A 17,817-nucleotide genomic window follows, 5' to 3' on the forward strand; every position below is an offset into this window, starting at 1 on the left:
CAGAGGACGCTTCGCGAAAGCGGAATTCGTCACCACTGGGCCACCTTGCGAACGCATCTGAGTGGCCAGGTGCGGGTGACCACCAGCATGGTCAATGACAAAGGGCAGGTCATTCACATACGACACACGTCCGAGCCGGAACCGGTTCACGTGAAAATTTACAATGCTCTCGGGCTGCCGGTACGGCCATTAAGGAGGCTGACCGCCATCGAATGAAAAATTTGTAGTGTAGAATTTGAAAGCACTCTACAACAAAATCAGTAACTTACACACAAAAGTGACAAACTTGGGCTAGGAGCCTGTCCGACAATTGGAAATTTGCCTGGTTCAACGCCCATTTTCGTCATCCCCGCGAAGCTTGTCCCCGGCTTGAACGGGGAGTGGGGATCCAGAATTTCCAGTAGGTTATGGACTCCCGCTTGCGCGGGAGTGACGGTAGGGGGAGTTCTCGGACAAGCACCTAGTGCGGTTTCGAAGGCCGGGAGGAAAACCCGCCAGCCCGTCAATCCTGCCGATAGGGCTGGCCCAGGGCTCGGGGCGCGCTGCCTCGAAGCAGCCGGATGATCCTGAGCAGCCACGGCCTCTTGGCCGCCCATCGCTCCGCTCCCGGGCGTTGACTCAAGTGCATGAAGACCAAGGTGAAGATCATGAGCGGGAAGGGCGCCACCTGAAAGACCTGGGTGGGCACCGACGGCAGCACGCCCTGGAAGGTGATGCCCAGGATCTGAAGCAGAGCGAAGAGGTAGGTCCCCAGCGCCACCTTCACGGGATGCCATCCCCCGAAAATGACGATGGCCAGGGCGATCCAGCCCATGCCCTCGGCACCCTGCGGACGTCCCCAGCCGGGCTTGGTGCAGAGAGAAAAGGCCGCTCCGGCCAGCCCCACCAGAAATCCCCCCAAAAGAGCGTAGATCAGTTGAACCCGCCGGGCGTTGATCCCCCGGGCGTAGGCGGCGTGGGGATGTTCCCCCACGGCCCGCAGTTCCAGCCCCCACCGGGTGCGGTAGATGAAGGCCCAAGTCGCCGCGATGAGCACCAGACTGGCGTAGGTGATGAGATTCTGCTGGAAGAGCACCGGGCCCACGCCCGGAATGTCCTTGAGGAAGGGCAGGGGAGACAGACCCACCTGAGGCCCTTGAAGCCGCGAATAGGGATTGCCGAGAAAGTAGGCCAGGTCCCGACACATGAGCGTCAGAACGAATCCCACCGCCACCTGGGACTGCCCCAGGTAGATGCCGGCGCCCGCCACCACGGCCGCCACCAAAACGCCCACCACACCGGCGGCCAAAAAACCCAGCACCAGGCTGTGGGTTTCGTAGGCCACCGCAAAGCCCGTCATGGCCGAAAGGAGGATCGTTCCATCCAAGGACAGGTTGATCACTCCCGCCTTTTCCGTCAGGGTCTCTCCCATGGTGGCCAGGATGAGGGGGGCGGCTCCGGCCAGGACACCGGCCAGAAGGATTTCGAAACTCAACTCCATCATGACGCCTGCTCCCTCTTACGCGCCCAGCCGTGCACCACCAGGGTGGCCAGAACGAGGCTTCCCTGGATCACGCCCGCCAGGGACGAATCCATCTGGAGCATCATGGGAAGCTGGATGCTGCCCACGTTGAGGGCGGCAAAAAAGAAGGCGATGAAGGGGATCCACACCAGGCGATAGTTGGCCAGCATCACCACGAGAAGGGAAAGGTATCCGTAGTTGCTGGAGATGGCGGGAATCAGGCGGTGATAGACGGCCACCACCTGGTAGGCCCCCGCCAGGCCCGCCAACCCTCCGGCGAGCATCATGGCGATGAGCATCCAGCGGTCGGGGCGAAGACCCAAAAGGTACGACGCATGGGGATTGCGGCCGATGGCACGACAGGCCAGCCCCACCCGGGTGTATTTCAGCGTCCACCAGGTCAAGGCCAGCACCGCCACGGCAGCCGCCAGAGCGTAGGGCGAGATGCGCCATCCCGCCAGGGTGGGAAGCCACAGCTCCCGGGCAAACGGCTCGGTGCCGCTCATGCTGGCGATTCCGGGGCGCTTCCACGGACCGAAGATGAGCCACAAGATGACGCCCACGGCCACGAAATTGAGTCCCAGGCCGGCGAAGATCTCGTTCACTCCGCCTCTCGTCTTGAGCAGCCCCGCCGCCAGGGCCCACAATCCGCCGCAGCCCACGGCCGCCAGCAGGGACAAGAGGAGCACCGCCGTAGGAGATCCCCAATGGGCTCCCCAGCGAAGCACCGCCGTGGCCGCAATGGCCCCCAGGATCACCTGTCCTTCCACACCGATGTTCCACAAGCCGATCTGGAAGGTGTAAAGAAGGCCGCAGGAACAGAGCACCAGGGGCACCCAGACCTTCAGCACCTGGGCCACCTTGAGCCAAGATCCCACCGATCCTTCCAGGATGTATCGGTAGGCCGCCCAAGGCGGCTCTCCGCTCAGAAGCACCACCACCGTGGTGAAGGAAAAGGCCAGAGCCAGTATGGCCGCCGCCTGACCCAGCACGCTTTTCGCCCTTGTTCCCTTGTCCCGTTCCATCTTCACCCGCCGTCACTACCCGTACCATGCCTCATTATCTATTCCTTGCAGCTTCCCTCCGCCCTAGGACCTTGTCCGAGAACTCCGCAAACCGTCACTCCCGCGCAAGCGGGAGTCCATAAGTTCCCGGAAATCCTGGATCCCCGCTTTCGCGGGGATCACGAATGGGCGTTGAATGACGGAAATCAGTCATTCTCGGACAGCCTCCTAGAACCTCGGACTCGGGAGGCAACCGATGGCAGATCCCGGGCCATTCCCCACCTTTCCATTAACGAGACCCTTCACCCGTCACCCTTGACCCGTCACTCATCACTCACCCGCCCGGCGATGGCGCTTCCGATCCGATCGGGATCCGCTTCTTCCGCCGTCACGTCCAGCACGATCCGCCCGTTGAAGAAGACCAGGACGCGGTCGGCCACCATGAGGATTTCATCCAGTTCCGCGGGACTGAAAAGGATGGTGGTTCCCTGGTCGCACAGGTTCAAAAGGTGCTGCCACATCCAGTGCGCCGACTCCACGTCCAATCCCCGGGTGGGTTGTTCCAGCAGCAACACCTTGGGACTGGGGGGAATGAGCGACAGGAGGAGCCTCTGCTGATTGCCTCCGGAAAGGCCCTCCACGGACGTTTCCGGCGTGCCCCGTATCTTGAAGTGCTCCACGCGGGTTCGGGCCACCTTCAGGGCGTCCAGCCACGGCACCAGGAAGGTCTGACGGCATGCCGCCAGTGCAAAATGCTCGGTGATGGAAAGCCCCGGAATGAGCCCTTCTTCCAGGCGTGCGGTGGGCAGGAAGGTCACGCCCCGTCGTTTGAATTCGTGGTGGTCCGCGCCGCGCATGTCCTGACCGTCCAGAAGGACAGTACCCGTGAGAGGCTTTTGAAGCCCGGCGGCCAGCCTCAGGAAGACCCCCTGACCGCTTCCTTCCAGGCCCGCCAGGCCCACCACCTGCCCGCGTTGAAAGGAGACCGTGCACTCGTTCAGGCCCGCCCGGCCTCCTTCGGCGCTCACTTCCCGGAAGGCCAGCACCTGGTCTCCCGCTTCCTTGGCGCACTTGGGAGGCGGCGAGGGCGGGGTGCCGAACATGTGGGCCAGGATGGTTTCCGGATCGAAGGGCGCCTCCATCTCCCCCGTGACACGTCCCTGGCGAAGGATCGTCACCCGGTTGCACAGGGCCTCCACGTCTTCGATCTTGTGACTCACCATGAGGACCGTTCTTCCCTCCCGGGCGAGCTTTCGCAGCGCCTGGAAGAGCACTTCCTTCTGAACGGGGGAAATCCCCGTGGTGGGCTCGTCCAGAATGAGCAGTCGGGCTCCCAGGGAAAGCAGGCGCAGCAGTTCCAGTTGCTGCCGTTCTCCCACGGTCAGGGCGGCCAGGGGCGCTTCGGGGTCCAGATGGAAGTCGAAATGTTCGGCCAGTTCCTTGAGCTTGTTCGCCCAATCCCTTGCGGAAAGCCTGGTGCCGTGGACCTGGCCCAGCATGAAATTTTCCAGCACGGTGAGCGGGGGAAAGTCCAGGGGATCCTGATAGAGCATGCCGATGCCCATGCGGGAAGCCATGGCGGGATTGCGGAACTCCACCGGCCGTCCGTCCAGCAGAATCTCGCCGCCGGACTTCTGGATATAGCCGGAGAGGATCTTCATGAGAGTGCTCTTGCCGGCGCCGTTCTCCCCCAGGATGCCGTGGATGGTCCCCGAATCCACCGTGAGGTTGATCCCCTGGTTGGCGTGGACGGGACCGTAGAACTTATGAATTTCTTTCAGCTGGATATGCATGAACAAAGACGCCTACGAAAACAGATGGAGGCGGTCCCCGCTTGCGCGGGCCGCCCCCGTCACCTCTTGGGATCGCCGGTCGCGGTCTTATTGAGCGCTGCTCTGACCTTCCATTCCCTTGAGCAGCTGCTTCATGTACCACACATCCTGATCCGACGCGGTCTTTCCGGCCTCAACAAACACCGAACCATCCTGGTAGTACAGCGGACCTGCAAAGAGATTGACCTTCCCGGAGCCCAGATCGGCCACGAAGGCATCCAAGGCTTTCCTGGCTTCATCGCTCAGAGCGGACCCGGGAACAAAACCTATGGCGCTGGTGTCCTTGTTGTTGATGTCCGCCCAGTCGGGAGGCAGCCAGAGCCATTGCTGTTTCCACTGGCCGGACATGGACGCCTGAACCAACTGCACGTAGCCGGGACCCCAGTTGTAGTAAGGCACGCCCAGACAGGCATCGGGAGCCGTCTCGCAGGCCCCTTCGTAGTCGTAGGGAATGGCCCAGACTTCCTTTCCTTCCTTGCGCTTCTGACCGGCCACCACCAGGGCTTCCGTGGTGTCGATCCCGGAAACTACCACGTCGTAGCCGGAGTTGAAGAAGTTCTGGGCCACCTGGGTGGGATCCGCGGTCACTCCGGGGATGTTGAACCAGAAGCCGATCCAGGTCACCCGAAAGGCCAGCTTGTCTTCAGCCTGTTTTCGGACCTGGGTCCAGGCGTAGCGGGCACCCAGGTAGGTGCTGGCCGCCAGGCGCCGGGTTTCCTCGTTGATGAGGGGGCCCAGGTAACCGATCTTTCCGGTCCGGGTGGTAAGACCCGCCACGAAGCCGGCCATCATCTTGCCGTATTCCATGCGCCCCATGATGTTGGCCAGGTTGGCGGGACCTTTGCCGGTCAGGGCATCGTCGCCGGAAACGTGCACGAAGTGGATATCGGGGTGCTGAAGCGCCGCTTCCCGGATCCCGTCCTTCATGTCGTCCGAATTGGCGATGATGAGCTTGGCGCCCTTGGACACCAGGTCGTCCACCAACTGGGGGATGGTCACGCCGGGGCGGTCGGCGGGGTTCACCTTGTCGATGTAGATCATCCTGGTCCCGGGCACCTTTTCCTGAACGTAGAGTCCACCCTCGTAGTGGGCCTGGCTCCAACCACGATCATTGTAGGGGCCCACCAGCAGGAGCCCGAAGATGAATTCATCGTCCGCCGCCGTACCGGCCACGGGCGCCATCAAGGTCCCCAGCAACGCGGCCACGACCGCCACGATGCCCCAAACACGTTTCCCGCGCATTGTCCTCCTCCTCGGCGTTTTGATTCCATCCGGTTCTCGATCGATGCACCTTATCCATCCGGGTGGGCGCGATCATAAAGAAAAGACCTCGCAATTGCAACCGATTATGCGCCGAAGGGAACAAGGGATCCGGTCCTTGACAACCGGGAAGTCGAACTTATAATTACCGCGAAAATCGAATGGTCACTCGTGCCCGGTGCCGATTTCATAGAGCGCCCGTCCACCGAGGACGGCAAGGAGGTCAAAGCGATGCCCATTTACGAATACGAATGCACCAAGTGCGGTCAGATCACCGAAGCCATGCAGAAGTTTTCCGATCCCCCGCTGACCGAATGCGATCATTGCCACGGCGAACTGCGAAAGATGATTTCCATGAGCACCTTCCACCTGAAGGGTTCCGGCTGGTACGTGACCGACTATGCCGGAAGAAAGCAGAACGCCAACTCCAGTTCGTCCAAGAACGAAGACTCCTCCGGTGGATCTTCCGGAGACAAGCCTTCTTCCTCCACCACATCGTCCGACGACTAAGCCGAACGGCCCCCCAACCCGATTCGCGACCAAAAAGCCCCTGCCGAAAGTCGGCAGGGGCTTTTTTAGTCGAAGACAAAGGCGGCGCGCAGGAGGTAGGGGCGAATGATCATTCGCCCCTACAGTTGAAACCAACGCTGGGCGCCATGGGGCCGCCGGCATATCGAATCCCGCCGTAATGCGGACCGCCCGGCGATCTGGCCCTGGGTGCTTGTCTGAAAACACTGGGCACCACCGCCTTTCTCGTAGTGCAGCCCTTTAGGGCTGCGAAGGATCCACCGACCGTCGGATAGCCCGTCGTATTCGGCCCGTAACCTCATGGGGTTACGATGACCCATTCCCGCGGGGCTGAAGCCCCGCGGCTACGTGGAAAACGGTAGCTCCCTGGGCCCTTGCGTCAGACCTGAATTGGACGGTTCTTTCTAATGGACAGCTCCTGAAGGGCGGGCGTAAAGCCCGCCCCTACAAAAAGCCCCGGACCCATTGGGTAGGGGCGGGGTTTATCCCCGCCCGCTAATCACGCGGTGTAAGAGACACCCGAAGAAAAAATCGCTCAGATTGGGTCAGAAAGCAATTCTCAGACAGCCACCTGGGAGGCTGTCCGAAAACTCCCCAAACCGTCACTCCCGCGCAAGCGGGAGTCCATAACTTACTGGAAATCCTGGATCCCCGCTTCCGCGGGGATGACGAATGGGCGTTGAACGGCGCAAATCTGCCGTTTTCGGACAAGCTCCTACGCCGCCACCTTCTCCACGCGAACGGCGCACACCTTGAGTTCCGGGATTTTGCTCACCGGATCCAATGCATCGTTGGTGAGCACGTTGACCGGAACCTCGGCGAAGTGGAAGGTGGCGAAGACCATTCCCGGGGCCGGATTCTCGGACACCAGCACCTCCGCCTCCACTTCGCCGCGCCGGGAGACCACCCGCACGCGGTCTCCGGTTCGGATTCCCAGCCGCTCGGCGTCCTGCGGATGGATCTGGATCCGTTCCGCGGGAGCCAGCCTGTCCAGGCCACGGCACCGCCGGGTCATGGTGCCGGTGTGATAGTGGAAGCGAATACGGCCCGTGCTGAGGTAGAACGGGTACTCTTCGTCCGGCAGTTCGGCGGGCCCCTGGAAGGCGAGGGCGTGGAACTTGCCCCGGCCCCGCGCGAACCGGTCCTTGTGCAGATAGGGAGTGCCCGGATGGTGCCGCGACGGGCACGGCCACTGGATACCGCCCCGTTCCACCCGCTTGTAGCTCAAGCCCGCGTAGATGGGCGTGACCGCCGCCAGTTCGTCGAAGATTTCACTGGGATCGGCGTAGTCCCAGTACCCGCGGTCCTTGCAGCGCGCCGCCAGGCCGTTGGCCACCGCCGCCACGGCCGACCGCTTGTTGAGCTCGCGGCTGTAGGCCTTGGCCAGCCGGCAGAAGATCTCCCAGTCCGCACGGGCCCGCCCCGGCGGGTCGATGGCCTTGCGCACCCGCTGCACGCGCCGTTCCGTGTTGGTGAAGGTGCCGTCCTTTTCGGCGAAGCTGGCCGCCGGCAGCACCACGTCCGCGTAGGCGGCCGTCTCCGTAAAGAAGATGTCCTGCACGACCAGGAAGTCCAGCGCCTCCAGAGCTTCCCGCACATGGGACACATTGGCGTCGCTCAGAGCCGGATTTTCCCCCACGATGTACATGGCGCGAAGCCGGCCCTCCAGCACGGCCGGGAACATCTCGGTGACCGGCATCCCCACCTTGTTGGAAAGCCGAACCCCCGTGGCCCATTCCGCCTGGAATCGCGCCAGGACCTCCTCGTCGGTGACCGGCTGATAACCGGGAAGGACGTTGGGAAGGGCCCCCATGTCGCAGGCGCCCTGCACGTTGTTCTGGCCGCGCAGGGGGTTGAGTCCCGTGCCTTCGCGGCCCACCTGACCGCAGAGCATCACCAGGTTGGCCAGGGCCTTCACGTTGTCCGTGCCGTGGGCGTGCTGGGTGATGCCCATGGCGTAGAAGATCATGGCCTTGGGCGCCCGGGCATAGAGGCGGGCGGCGCGCCGAAGGTCCTCGGCCGGAATCCCGCACACCTGCTCCACATACTCCGGGGTGAATTCCTTGACCGACTCCCGGAATTCTTCGAAGCCTTCCGTGCGCTGAGCCACGAACTCCCGATCCCACAGCCCTTCTTCCAGGATCACGTGGCACAGACCGTTGATCCAGGCCACGTCGGTGCCGGGTCGAGGCCGCAGCCAGATGTTGGCAAAGCTCACCATGGGAATCTTTCTCGGATCCACCACGATGAGCTTCGCGCGGCGCCGATCCACGGCCCGTTTGATCATCCGACCGATGATGGGATGCGCCTCCGAGGTGTTGCTTCCGGTGATGAGGATCACATCGGTTTCCTCGATCTCCGCAATGGAGTTGGTCATGGCACCGGAGCCGAACGCGGCGGCCAGACCGGCCACCGTGGAGCTGTGTCAGAGACGGGCGCAGTGGTCCACGTTGTTGGTGCCGATGACCCCCCGGATGAATTTCTGAAAGAGGTAGTTTTCCTCGTTGGTGCAGCGCGCGGAAGCAAGAGCCCCGATGGCGTCCGGGCCCGATTCCGAGCGGATGTCCACCAGGCGCTTGGCCACAAAATCCAGGGCCTCGTCCCAGTTGGCTTCCCGCCAGGTTCCGTTTTCCCGGATGAGCGGCGTTTTGAGCCGTTCATGGTGGTTGATGAAGTCGTAGCCGAAACGCCCCTTGGAGCAGAGCGCCCCGCGGTTCACGCCGCCGTCCACGGGGGTCACCGCCGTGACCGTTTCGCCCACGGCGTTCAGTTCCAGTTGGCACCCGCAGCCGCAGTAGGTGCAGGTGGTCTTCACCTTCCGGGTCTCCCAAGCCTTGCCCCGTTTCTTTCCCAGAGCCTCCGTCAGCGCGTTCACGGGACAGACCGCCATGCACTCCCCGCAGGAAACGCATTCCGGCTTGATGCTTCCCATGCGCTCCACCGGCGCAATACGGGCCAAGGCGCCGCGGCCTTTGAAATTGATGGCCCCCACCTCGGTGATCTCCACGCACGCCTGGACGCACCGACCGCACAGGATGCACCGGCGGGGATGGTACTGGATGAGCGGGGTCGCGTAGGGTCCGGGCTCCGGCTCCACCGGCCGGATGTTGTAGGTGTGAAGATCCGTGTGGTTGATGTCGTACTCGTGCGCCAGATCCTGCAGCTGGCAGTTGCCGTTGATCTCGCACGCGGCACAGTTCATGGGGTGCTTGAGGAAGATGAGCTTCAGGGTTTCCCGTCGAAGCTCCACCAGATCCGGGGTGTGGGTGCGAACGATCATCCCGTCGGAAACCGCCGTGGTGCAGGCCGCCACCGGCGTGCTGCTCCCTTCCACCTCCACGATGCACATGCGGCAGGATCCGATGGGTTTCAGTTTTTCATGGTAGCACAAAGTGGGAATGCGGATATCGTGTTCACGGGCCACGTCCAGGATCGTCTGTCCCTCCCGGGCGTTCAGCCTCATGCCGTCCATGAGGATGGTCACGGTCTTTGCCTCAGATTGTCTTCTCACTGCCATCTCTTCTCACCCGTTCCATTTTCGCAGGGATCCATCCAAAGGAGTGTGGGGTTCCTTGGGAGCTACTTCTCCGTGGCCACCAGCAGGATGCGATAGCAGCGCAGGCAGCGGTCCGCTTCCAGCAGGGCGTCTTCCGGAGCCCATCCCATCTCCACCTCTTCGAAGTCGTCCACGCGCTCTTCCACCGTCCGGGTGGGTATCTGGATGCGCTGGACGCCCCGGCCCAGGCGGTCCACCATGTCCTCGTCCACGGCGGCCACGGCCCGAAGAACGCGGCTCATGCGCTCTTCTTCGGTCAGTTCCACACGGCCGAAGCGAAGGTATTGGTCGATGGAATGGCTCACCCGGAATCCGGCGGCCATGGCCTCGATCAAAGTGGCCGGGCCGGACACGCAATCGCCGCCGGCAAACACGCATTCCAGGGAGGTCTGCAGGGTGTCCGGATTGACTTCCACGGTGTTCCAGCGCGAGAGTTTCAGCACCGGGGGATCTCCCAGGCACGAGACGTCCATCTTCTGCCCGATGGCCGGGAGCACCATGTCGCACTCGATGACGAACTCCGAGCCTTCCACGGGCACGGGACGGCGTCGGCCGCTCTTGTCCGGCTCACCCAGTTCCATGCGGATGCACTCCATGCCCACCACCCGACCGTCTTCCACCAGAAGCCGCGTGGGGTTGGTCAGGAAATGAAAGTGCACCCCTTCCTCTTCCGCCTCGTGGATTTCCACCTTGTCGGCGGGCATCTCGGCCTTGGTTCGCCGATAGACCAGATGGACCTCCTTGGCCCCCATGCGCAGCGACGACCGGGAGCAGTCCATGGCCACGTTGCCGCCGCCGACCACCACCACCTTGGAACCCATCTCGATGGGTTCGTTGCGGTTGACGCGCTTCAGGAATTCCACGCCGGGGTAGTAGCCCTTGGGTTGAAGTTCCTCGCCGGGAATGCCCAGGCTCGTGCCCAGCTGACAGCCGATGGCCAGGAAGATGGCATCGAATCCCCGATCCCGGAGATCCTTCAAGGTGAAATCCTTGCCCAGCCGCTGGTTGTAGTGGATTTGGCCGCCCATCTCCAGGACCACTTCCGCCTCGTTTCGAAGCACCTGGCGCGGCAGCCGGTAGTCGGGGATACCGAAAGCGGCCCATCCGCCCGGCTCATCCATGGCCTCGAAGATCTCCACCCGATAGCCTTTGCGGAGCAGGTGGTACGCCGCCGTGATGCCGGCCGGGCCGGCCCCGACGATGGCCACCCGTTTGGCATCGGGGGCGATGCGCACCTCCTTGGCCTGCTTCTTGACCGCCGCCTCCAGCTCCACGTCGGACACGAAGCGCTTCAGGTGCTTGATGTCCACCGGGTCGTCCAGCATGCCCCGGCGGCAGGCGAACTCGCAAAAGCGCACGCACACGCGGCCGCAGACGGACGCCAGGGGGTTCTTTTCCTGAATGATGGAAAGGGAGTCCGTGTAGCGCCCGGATCGGATGTAGTCGATGTAGGCGGGGATGTCCAAGCGCTCGGGGCAGGCCTCGATGCACGGAGCGGTCACCTTGGTGTGGTAGCTCCGGCGGGGATGGCGCACACCCTTGGTGATGCTTTCTCGAAAAACCCCTTCGTAATGATCCAGAAGGTAGAGCACGCCGTTCATCCCCGTGTGGCCCAGCTCGCACATGGACCCTTCGCGCACCAGGCGGGCCACCTTCCGAAGGGTGTGGATGTCTTCCTCGCTGCCCTTGCCGTCGGCGATGCGGGTGAGCAGATCCACGGCCACCCGGGTGCCCATGCGGCACGGCACGCATTTTCCGCACGACTCTCGCTGCACCACCTCCATGTAGGCCCGGGCCATGTCCACCAGGTCCACGGAGGGATCGAAGACGAAAAAGCCGTCCCAGCCCATGATGGCCTGGATGGGATTTCCGGGTTCGTATTCGGCAATGTCCTGGAGGGGCGCGAGCTTGGGCGCCCACAGCTCGCTTTTTCCGTTGTGGACGATCTGGCCGTCCCATATACCAAAGACGATGTCAGCCAACTTTCCTTCTCCACTTCACATGTTTCGGGGGTTTGTTGTGCAAACTCCACTTCCACGGGCGTCACCGCCGCAGCCGCCGGGCCGGCGCTGGAACCGGCGAGGATCCCCATATTACGAACCCTTACGCCTTGCCATGCGCCAAGCACCCGGGCATACAACGGTCCGACTTACTGACACAAAACGGTCGTGCATGTCAACCTTTTCACAACCCGGCACGCATTCCAGCCCCCTTTTGTGCATTTGGTGAAAGCGATCAGCTCTCAGCCGTCAGCCGTCAGTTTTCGGTTTTCCGGTTTCAATCCCATCCAAGGGCAGGGAAGCCCCATCACCCATCACTCATCACCCATCACTCGTCACCCATCACTCGTCACCCATCACTCGTCACCCATCACCCATCACTCGTCACTCGCCTCCAGCCACCGGCAGACCTTTTCCAGGTCTTCCCGACGTTGCCTCATGAGCGTCTGCGCCTCCAGCTTGAGCGCCGTGATGTTGGCCGCCGAAGCGTTGTCCATGTCGTCGCTGGCCACGTGGAGCGGGATCTGGAAGCGGGCGAAGCGCTCACCCAGGATCTGCCGAAGCTGGTAGTCCACCGCGTCGCTCACCCCGTCGAAGACCACGTTCAGGATGGGGATCGCCCAGCCGGCCAGCCCCCAGTCCTTGGCCTCTTCGTAGGTGATGGGTCGGGTGAGTTCCCCCGTACCCAGGGAAACCACCACCATGTCCTCATCCCCCGGATGGAGCCGCCGGGCCTCCGCGTAGGCGGATACGGCCGGGTTGTTCACGAAGACTCCACCGTCCACCAGCACCCTGGTTTCGTTTCCGATGCGGATCCGGGCCGGCTCGAAGTAGGTGGGGGCGGCGGAGGTGGCCCGCGCCGCCCGCTTCATGGGCACCATGGCCGTTTCGGCTCGCCAGCTTTTGAAGAAGAAGGGCGCGCGGTTTTCGATCTCGTAGGCGGACACCAGCACCTTCGTCACGGCCTCGCTCAGTACCGTGTCGCCGAAATACTCGTCCAGGACCCGCTCCAGCGGCTCGTGGGAATACTTTTCGTCCAAGAGTCCCCCCGCCGAGCTCATCCCTTTCCAGAAGGATCTTTTGAAGATGTCGCGGCCCCGTTCGGCATAGAGATCCACCAGGTCCCGAGCGGCATACCGCGGGCCGTCGCTTCCGGGGATGGCGAGGGCCATGACCAGAATCCCACCCGTGGACGTCCCGGCCATCAAGTCGAAGTTTTGCGCCGTGGGGCGGCCGGTGAGCCGCTCCATTTCCGCCAGCACCATGGCGGGGATGATCCCGCGGATTCCGCCTCCGTCGATGGACAGCACCCGTATCATGAGAACCTCCTTTCTCAGGACTCCAAGCCCAGTTCGGTACGGGTGGCGGGGCCCACGATCCCGTCCACCTTGAGGCGGCCCGAATCCTTTTGGAAGCGCCGCACGGCCCGGTCCGTCTCGGGTCCGAAAACCCCGTCCACCGTGACCGCATAGCCCCTGGTCGAAAGGGCCTCCTGGAGCCGCCGCACGTCCTCGCCGCGGAGGTAGGGCGTTTGCAAACGCAACATCCGCGGGGGTTCCTCTTCCGCCGAGATGCGGACCGGCTCGCCCGCGAGCACCGGCTCATCGATGCGAACGCCCCGCACCACCAACGGCAGTTCCAGGCCCCATTTTTCTTCCCGGATAAGGTGTTCGAAACTCTCCATGCGGTAGACGGTTTTGTGGAGGAGGGGATTGGAATGGGTGGCCAACCATTGTCGGCGCACCTGAACGTAGCACCGGACCCATTCAGTCTCCCCCAGGGATTCGACGGTCCCGAACCGCTCCACGGTTCGGTCGCGCATACGGTGCCAGGACCCGTGGATCTTGCTGTCGTAGACCACGGACGTCCCCAGGGCCGAGACGACCCCGACAGCCGCCGCCGAGTTCAGGCTGGGACTCCAATAGACCCGGTCGAAGAAGGCGTCCTGGGTCTCCTGCATGACCGGGTCGTCTCCCGCCTCCCGGAGAAGGGCCTTGAAGCGCCCATCGAAATTGAGTGCCGGATCGCGACGGGCCACATGCGCCAGGTAGGGGCGGATGTCCGGGCCCAGGGCGCTTTCCGGCCGATCGCAATAGTCTCTAAGGAGCAGATACAGATTGCCGCTGGCGAGCGTGGTCTGGGACCTCCCGTAGGTGAGCTGCCCGGTGTCCCGGGGATGGTAGGTTACTTTGCCGTAATCGCCCAGAGGCCGGCCCGTTTCAAAGACGTTCACGATGGCCTGGGCGGCCCGTTTTTGCAGATCACTCAACATGACCCCCTCCTTGGCTCTTCCAAAATGAACGGCATTCATGATATTCAGGCGGGACTGAACTTCATTCATCCTATCCGTGGGCCCCTCGGGAAGACAAGGCGAGTTCCTTTGAAAGGCAAGCGTCATGAGCAAAAAGCTGGATGATTTTCGACTGAAACTAGCGGGAAAAGAGTTGGTTCCTTTGGTGATCGGCGGAATGGGCGTGAACATCTCCACCACCGAGCTGGCTTTGGAGGCGGCGAGACTGGGCGGGGTGGGACACATATCCGACGCCATGATGCCCGCCGTGACGGACGATGTTCTCGGAACGCATTTCGTTTCGGAAAAGCTCAGCAGGAACTGCGGAAACGTGAAGCAACCCGACAAATCGGGCGTCTTTTTCCAGGTGGCTCAGGTGGCGGAAGCCACCCGGCTGTACGTGAGCAAGACCATGGAGAGGAAGCAGGGCCCAGGGCTGGTCTTTCTCAATTGCATGGAAAAGCTCACCATGGGAAACCCCAAGGAGACCCTGCAGGCGCGCCTCAAGGCGGCCCTGGATGCGGGAATCGACGGCATCACCCTGAGCGCCGGGCTCCACCTGGCGAGCTTTGCCCTCATGGCCGACCATCCCCGGTTTCGGGACGCCCTGTTGGGGATCATCGTCTCGTCGGTCCGGGCTCTGAAGCTCTTTCTCAAACGGGCGGCGCGCGTCAACCGACCTCCCGACTACGTGGTGGTGGAAGGACCCCTTGCGGGCGGTCATCTGGGCTTCGGTCTCGACTGGAAGAAGTTCGACCTGAAGGCCATCTTCCAGGAGGTTGTGCAATACCTCAAGAAAGAGGGGCTGCCCATTCCGGTCATTCCGGCGGGAGGCATCTTCACGGGAACGGACGCCGTGGAATACATGGAAGCGGGAGCCGGAGCCGTCCAGGTGGCCACGCGCTTTACCGTGACGCGGGAGTCGGGCCTTCCCGAGGATGTGAAACAGCGTTACTTCGAGGCGGAAGAGGAAGACATCGAAGTGAACATGCTCTCGCCCACGGGATACCCCATGCGCATGCTCAAAAACTGCCCGGCCGTCTCGCGCCGGGTTCGTCCCGCCTGCGACGCCTACGGCTATCTCCTGGACGGAACGGGGCACTGCTCGTACCTGGAAGCCTACTACCAGGCGGCCCAAAACGGCGGGGCCGACAAGCTCCACGAGATCCAGAAGGTGTGCCTGTGCACCCACATGCGGCGCTACCAGTGCTGGACCTGCGGCCATTACACCTACCGGCTGAAGGAGACCACACGGCGGAATCCGGACGGCACCTACCAGATCCTCAGCGCCGAGCACGTCTTCAAGGACTACCAGTTCAGCACAGATCATCAGATCGCTCTGCCGGAGGAGTGTGTTCCGTGTTCCGTGATCCGTAATCCGTCAGCCGTAATCCGTGATCCGTGAACTGAGAACTGACAACTGAGAACTGACAGCTATCAGCTGATAGCTGACAGCTGATTGCTGCCAGCTGATTGCTGCCAGCTTCCTCCACGCCGTTCTTGACAGGGAGACTCAAAAGCGCTATAGGGTCTTGCACTTCCCGCGTGGGGATGTAGCTCAGTTGGGAGAGCGCAGCCTTCGCAAGGCTGAGGCCACGGGTTCGAATCCCGTCATCTCCACCACGGCGCGACGGAAAGGACCCATCGGGCTACCGCCCGATGGGCTTTTTGTTTAGGGACTGAAGGTGATCCAGTCGAGGCGGGTGAGCGTGGTGTTGTTCCGCACCACGGGGGCATGGGTGAGATGCCAGGCGGTGTACTGTTCCGCGTAGAGCGATTCGGCGCTCATGCCGTCCACCGGCACCACGGCTCGAAAGCCGCGAAAGACCGCCCCGGCGGCGGTATGGAGCACCGCTCCGTGCGCCGCGGTCCCCACCGGCACCACCGTCTTGATACCGCGCTCGGAAAGGATTTTTTCCAGATCCGTTCGGATGAACTTATCCGGCCCGGACGCCACCAAGGGTTCGGACGGCTCCCGAGCCACTTCCTTTCGGACGTCTGCCGGCGTTCCCCTGGGAGTCAGGGTATAGACCACCAGGACGCCGGCCTTGCGGGCCCTCTCCAGCAGGCCCTTCACGGCAGGCAGGCTCGCCACGCAGCGGGGACGCCGCTCATCGTTGCAATTCTGGTACTGAAAGTCGAGCATCAGAAGGGCCGTTTCCGAGGCGGGGAGCGAGACCCGTTCCAAGGCCACCGGCTCCGGGGCAACCACCCGGTTCCAGAGATCCACGATGAGGCCTTTTTCTGACGCCGGGCCGTCCGCTCCCACCGGAGCAGCGCCCATCCCCGAAAGAAGCACCGCCAAGACGATCGCCGTTCGAACCCATTCCTTACCCATCTCTTCCTCCTTTCCCGAAGCGAGAAAATACCCCGTTCCTCGGTGCCCACCGAGATCCCCGGCTCTTATCCTATCCGTTACGGGCCCCGTCGGCCACCGGCCCTTCGGTGGCCGCGACGGCATGGCGAACCGGCGGTCCCGGTTGACCTTCGGTCGCGGATTGGCATAAGGTCTTTCAGTACAAAGGAGAAAAGGCCGCGGCTCGTACCGTCTCTTGACTCCGAAAAGGGAGGGACGCCATGATCGATTGCGAACTGCCCAGGGAAAACCCCAACGATCCCGAAATCGCGGAGATCCTGAGAAGCGCCAAGACCATCGCCGTGGTGGGCATCTCTCACAAGGAACACCGGGACAGCCACAAGGTGGCCAAGTACCTCAAGGAGCAAGGCTACACCCTCATCCCCGTAAATCCCAAGTACAAGGAGGTCCTGGGGGAGCCCTGCTATCCGGATTTGGCCTCCGTGCCGATGAAGATCGACATCGTGGACATCTTCCGAAACATCGAGGCCATCCCCGGCATCGTGGACGAAGCGATCCGGGTGGGAGCCGGCTGCGTGTGGATGCAGCTGGGGCTGGCCCACAATGAATCGGCGGAAAAGGCGCGGGCCGCGGGCCTCAAGGTGGTGATGAACAAGTGCACCAAGGTGGAACACCATCGCCTGTTGGGCGATGGCCGAAAAGAGTAGGAGAGGAGACCGCATTCCATGGCCCAGATCATACCGGCATCGGAACTTTTCGATCTGACCCGATTCGCCCACCGGGCCCTCTTTCGAGAGGACGAAAACGTATGGGAGGCCCTGTCCCGCCTCAAGGACTATCTGGCCGACCACCTAAATTCCAACGTGACGGCCGTGGGCTCCTTCGGAGCGCCCCTTCCCAAGACCGTGGTCCTCTGGGACGAGAAGGTCTGGTTCGACGGCTTCGAAATCCTGGGAGGCGACGCCTGCAAGGGTACCTTGAGGGTGCGGATCCGGGGCACGGAAACCACCGAGGCCACCATTCTGTACGCCGGCTGCGTCCTCATGGACCCCCATATCCAGATCGGCCGCGGATCCGTGGTGGAACCGGGCGCGCTCATCAAGGGCCCGACCCTCATCGGCAGCCACACGGAAGTGCGCCAGGGAGCCTACATCCGGGGCACCTGCCTGATCGGGGACCGTTGCGTGGTGGGCCACACCACGGAAGTTAAATCCAGTATCTTTCTGGACGGAGCCAAGGCGGGCCATTTCGCCTACATCGGAGACAGCATCCTGGGAAACGACGTGAACCTGGGAGCCGGTACCAAGCTGGCCAACCTGAAGATCAAGGGCGATTCCATCCGGATCCGGACCGGGGAGGGCGTGCTGGACACGGGGCGACGCAAGCTGGGGGCCGTCATCGGCGACGGCACGGAAATCGGCTGCAACGCCGTGACCAATCCCGGCACCATCCTGGGCCGGCGGTGCCTGGTCTGTCCGGTCCTGTCCGTCCGTGCGGGCTACCATCCGGCCCGAACCGTCATCCGTTGA

The 17,817-nt window shown here is 62.7% G+C and carries 13 protein-coding genes, 1 tRNA gene and 1 pseudogene; 6 read left to right on the plus strand and 9 right to left on the minus strand.

Annotated elements, in window-relative coordinates; genetic code table 11:
• Positions 1–216, plus strand: a pseudogene (locus BUB04_RS19385) (IS1634 family transposase); the annotation flags it as partial.
• A gap of 286 nt (positions 217–502) precedes the next feature.
• Here the strand turns inward: BUB04_RS19385 and BUB04_RS13055 are convergent.
• The 4 genes from BUB04_RS13055 to BUB04_RS13070 all read right to left on the minus strand — a co-directional run bounded on the left by BUB04_RS13055 (position 503) and on the right by BUB04_RS13070 (position 5,579).
• Positions 503–1,483, minus strand: a complete 981-nt coding sequence (locus tag BUB04_RS13055; RefSeq protein ID WP_073040232.1) for an ABC transporter permease — start codon at positions 1,481–1,483, stop codon at positions 503–505.
• Positions 1,480–2,526 carry an ABC transporter permease gene (locus BUB04_RS13060; protein WP_073040234.1) on the minus strand — a complete coding sequence of 349 codons (1,047 nt, stop codon included), beginning with the start codon at positions 2,524–2,526 and terminating at the stop codon, positions 1,480–1,482. The genes BUB04_RS13055 and BUB04_RS13060 overlap by 4 nt, the downstream gene beginning before the upstream one ends.
• Positions 2,527–2,828: 302 nt before the next feature.
• Positions 2,829–4,298 carry an ABC transporter ATP-binding protein gene (locus BUB04_RS13065; RefSeq protein ID WP_073040236.1) on the minus strand — a complete coding sequence of 490 codons (1,470 nt, stop codon included), beginning with the start codon at positions 4,296–4,298 and terminating at the stop codon, positions 2,829–2,831.
• 87 nt (positions 4,299–4,385) lie between these two features.
• Entirely contained in the window at positions 4,386–5,579 is a 1,194-nt protein-coding gene (locus BUB04_RS13070; RefSeq protein WP_073040238.1) for a BMP family lipoprotein, read from the minus strand.
• A 249-nt stretch (positions 5,580–5,828) separates the two neighbouring features.
• Between BUB04_RS13070 and BUB04_RS13075 the strand changes: the two genes are divergently transcribed.
• On the plus strand, positions 5,829–6,107 hold the full coding sequence (locus BUB04_RS13075; protein ID WP_073040240.1) for an FmdB family zinc ribbon protein: 279 nt from the start codon (positions 5,829–5,831) through the stop codon (positions 6,105–6,107).
• A gap of 733 nt (positions 6,108–6,840) precedes the next feature.
• Here BUB04_RS13075 and fdhF read toward each other — a convergent pair.
• From fdhF to BUB04_RS19625, 4 genes are all read right to left on the minus strand, one after another.
• On the minus strand, positions 6,841–9,642 hold the full coding sequence (gene fdhF, locus BUB04_RS13080; protein WP_084076480.1) for a formate dehydrogenase subunit alpha: 2,802 nt from the start codon (positions 9,640–9,642) through the stop codon (positions 6,841–6,843).
• 62 nt (positions 9,643–9,704) lie between these two features.
• A complete protein-coding gene (locus tag BUB04_RS13085; protein WP_073040242.1) occupies positions 9,705–11,663 on the minus strand; it encodes an FAD-dependent oxidoreductase in 1,959 nt (652 codons plus the stop codon).
• 395 nt (positions 11,664–12,058) lie between these two features.
• On the minus strand, positions 12,059–13,000 hold the full coding sequence (locus tag BUB04_RS13090; protein ID WP_073040244.1) for a patatin-like phospholipase family protein: 942 nt from the start codon (positions 12,998–13,000) through the stop codon (positions 12,059–12,061).
• Between the two features lie 14 nt (positions 13,001–13,014).
• On the minus strand, positions 13,015–13,953 hold the full coding sequence (locus BUB04_RS19625) for a peptidoglycan-binding protein (RefSeq protein WP_073040311.1): 939 nt from the start codon (positions 13,951–13,953) through the stop codon (positions 13,015–13,017).
• Between the two features lie 124 nt (positions 13,954–14,077).
• Here BUB04_RS19625 and BUB04_RS13100 point away from each other — a divergent pair, with 124 nt between their 5' ends.
• Both BUB04_RS13100 and BUB04_RS13105 read left to right on the plus strand, forming a co-directional pair.
• Positions 14,078–15,376 carry a nitronate monooxygenase gene (locus BUB04_RS13100; RefSeq protein ID WP_073040246.1) on the plus strand — a complete coding sequence of 433 codons (1,299 nt, stop codon included), beginning with the start codon at positions 14,078–14,080 and terminating at the stop codon, positions 15,374–15,376.
• 142 nt (positions 15,377–15,518) lie between these two features.
• A tRNA-Ala gene (locus BUB04_RS13105) sits at positions 15,519–15,594 on the plus strand.
• Between the two features lie 49 nt (positions 15,595–15,643).
• Here the strand turns inward: BUB04_RS13105 and BUB04_RS13110 are convergent.
• The gene (locus BUB04_RS13110; protein WP_073040248.1) at positions 15,644–16,309 is read right to left on the minus strand and encodes a cysteine hydrolase family protein; all 666 of its coding nucleotides are present in this window, start codon (positions 16,307–16,309) and stop codon (positions 15,644–15,646) included.
• 239 nt (positions 16,310–16,548) lie between these two features.
• Between BUB04_RS13110 and BUB04_RS13115 the strand changes: the two genes are divergently transcribed.
• Both BUB04_RS13115 and BUB04_RS13120 read left to right on the plus strand, forming a co-directional pair.
• On the plus strand, positions 16,549–16,995 hold the full coding sequence (locus tag BUB04_RS13115; RefSeq protein ID WP_073040250.1) for a CoA-binding protein: 447 nt from the start codon (positions 16,549–16,551) through the stop codon (positions 16,993–16,995).
• Between the two features lie 18 nt (positions 16,996–17,013).
• Positions 17,014–17,817, plus strand: coding sequence for an LbetaH domain-containing protein (locus tag BUB04_RS13120; protein ID WP_073040252.1), 804 nt, complete (start codon positions 17,014–17,016; stop codon positions 17,815–17,817).

Source organism: Desulfacinum infernum DSM 9756, from assembly GCF_900129305.1.
In the GTDB taxonomy this organism is placed as follows: domain Bacteria; phylum Desulfobacterota; class Syntrophobacteria; order Syntrophobacterales; family DSM-9756; genus Desulfacinum; species Desulfacinum infernum.

What these genes read in the sequence shown, in the direction of transcription:
- BUB04_RS13070 (WP_073040238.1), bottom strand. Translation starts at nt 5,579, where the DNA reads ATGCGCGGGAAACGTGTTTGGGGCATCGTGGCGGTCGTGGCCGCGTTG.
- BUB04_RS13075 (WP_073040240.1), top strand. Translation starts at nt 5,829, where the DNA reads ATGCCCATTTACGAATACGAATGCACCAAGTGCGGTCAGATCACCGAA.
- BUB04_RS13090 (WP_073040244.1), bottom strand. Translation starts at nt 13,000, where the DNA reads ATGATACGGGTGCTGTCCATCGACGGAGGCGGAATCCGCGGGATCATC.
- BUB04_RS13065 (WP_073040236.1), bottom strand. Translation starts at nt 4,298, where the DNA reads ATGCATATCCAGCTGAAAGAAATTCATAAGTTCTACGGTCCCGTCCAC.
- BUB04_RS19625 (WP_073040311.1), bottom strand. Translation starts at nt 13,953, where the DNA reads ATGTTGAGTGATCTGCAAAAACGGGCCGCCCAGGCCATCGTGAACGTC.
- BUB04_RS13120 (WP_073040252.1), top strand. Translation starts at nt 17,014, where the DNA reads ATGGCCCAGATCATACCGGCATCGGAACTTTTCGATCTGACCCGATTC.
- BUB04_RS13060 (WP_073040234.1), bottom strand. Translation starts at nt 2,526, where the DNA reads ATGGAACGGGACAAGGGAACAAGGGCGAAAAGCGTGCTGGGTCAGGCG.
- BUB04_RS13110 (WP_073040248.1), bottom strand. Translation starts at nt 16,309, where the DNA reads ATGGGTAAGGAATGGGTTCGAACGGCGATCGTCTTGGCGGTGCTTCTT.
- BUB04_RS13100 (WP_073040246.1), top strand. Translation starts at nt 14,078, where the DNA reads ATGAGCAAAAAGCTGGATGATTTTCGACTGAAACTAGCGGGAAAAGAG.
- BUB04_RS13055 (WP_073040232.1), bottom strand. Translation starts at nt 1,483, where the DNA reads ATGATGGAGTTGAGTTTCGAAATCCTTCTGGCCGGTGTCCTGGCCGGA.
- BUB04_RS13115 (WP_073040250.1), top strand. Translation starts at nt 16,549, where the DNA reads ATGATCGATTGCGAACTGCCCAGGGAAAACCCCAACGATCCCGAAATC.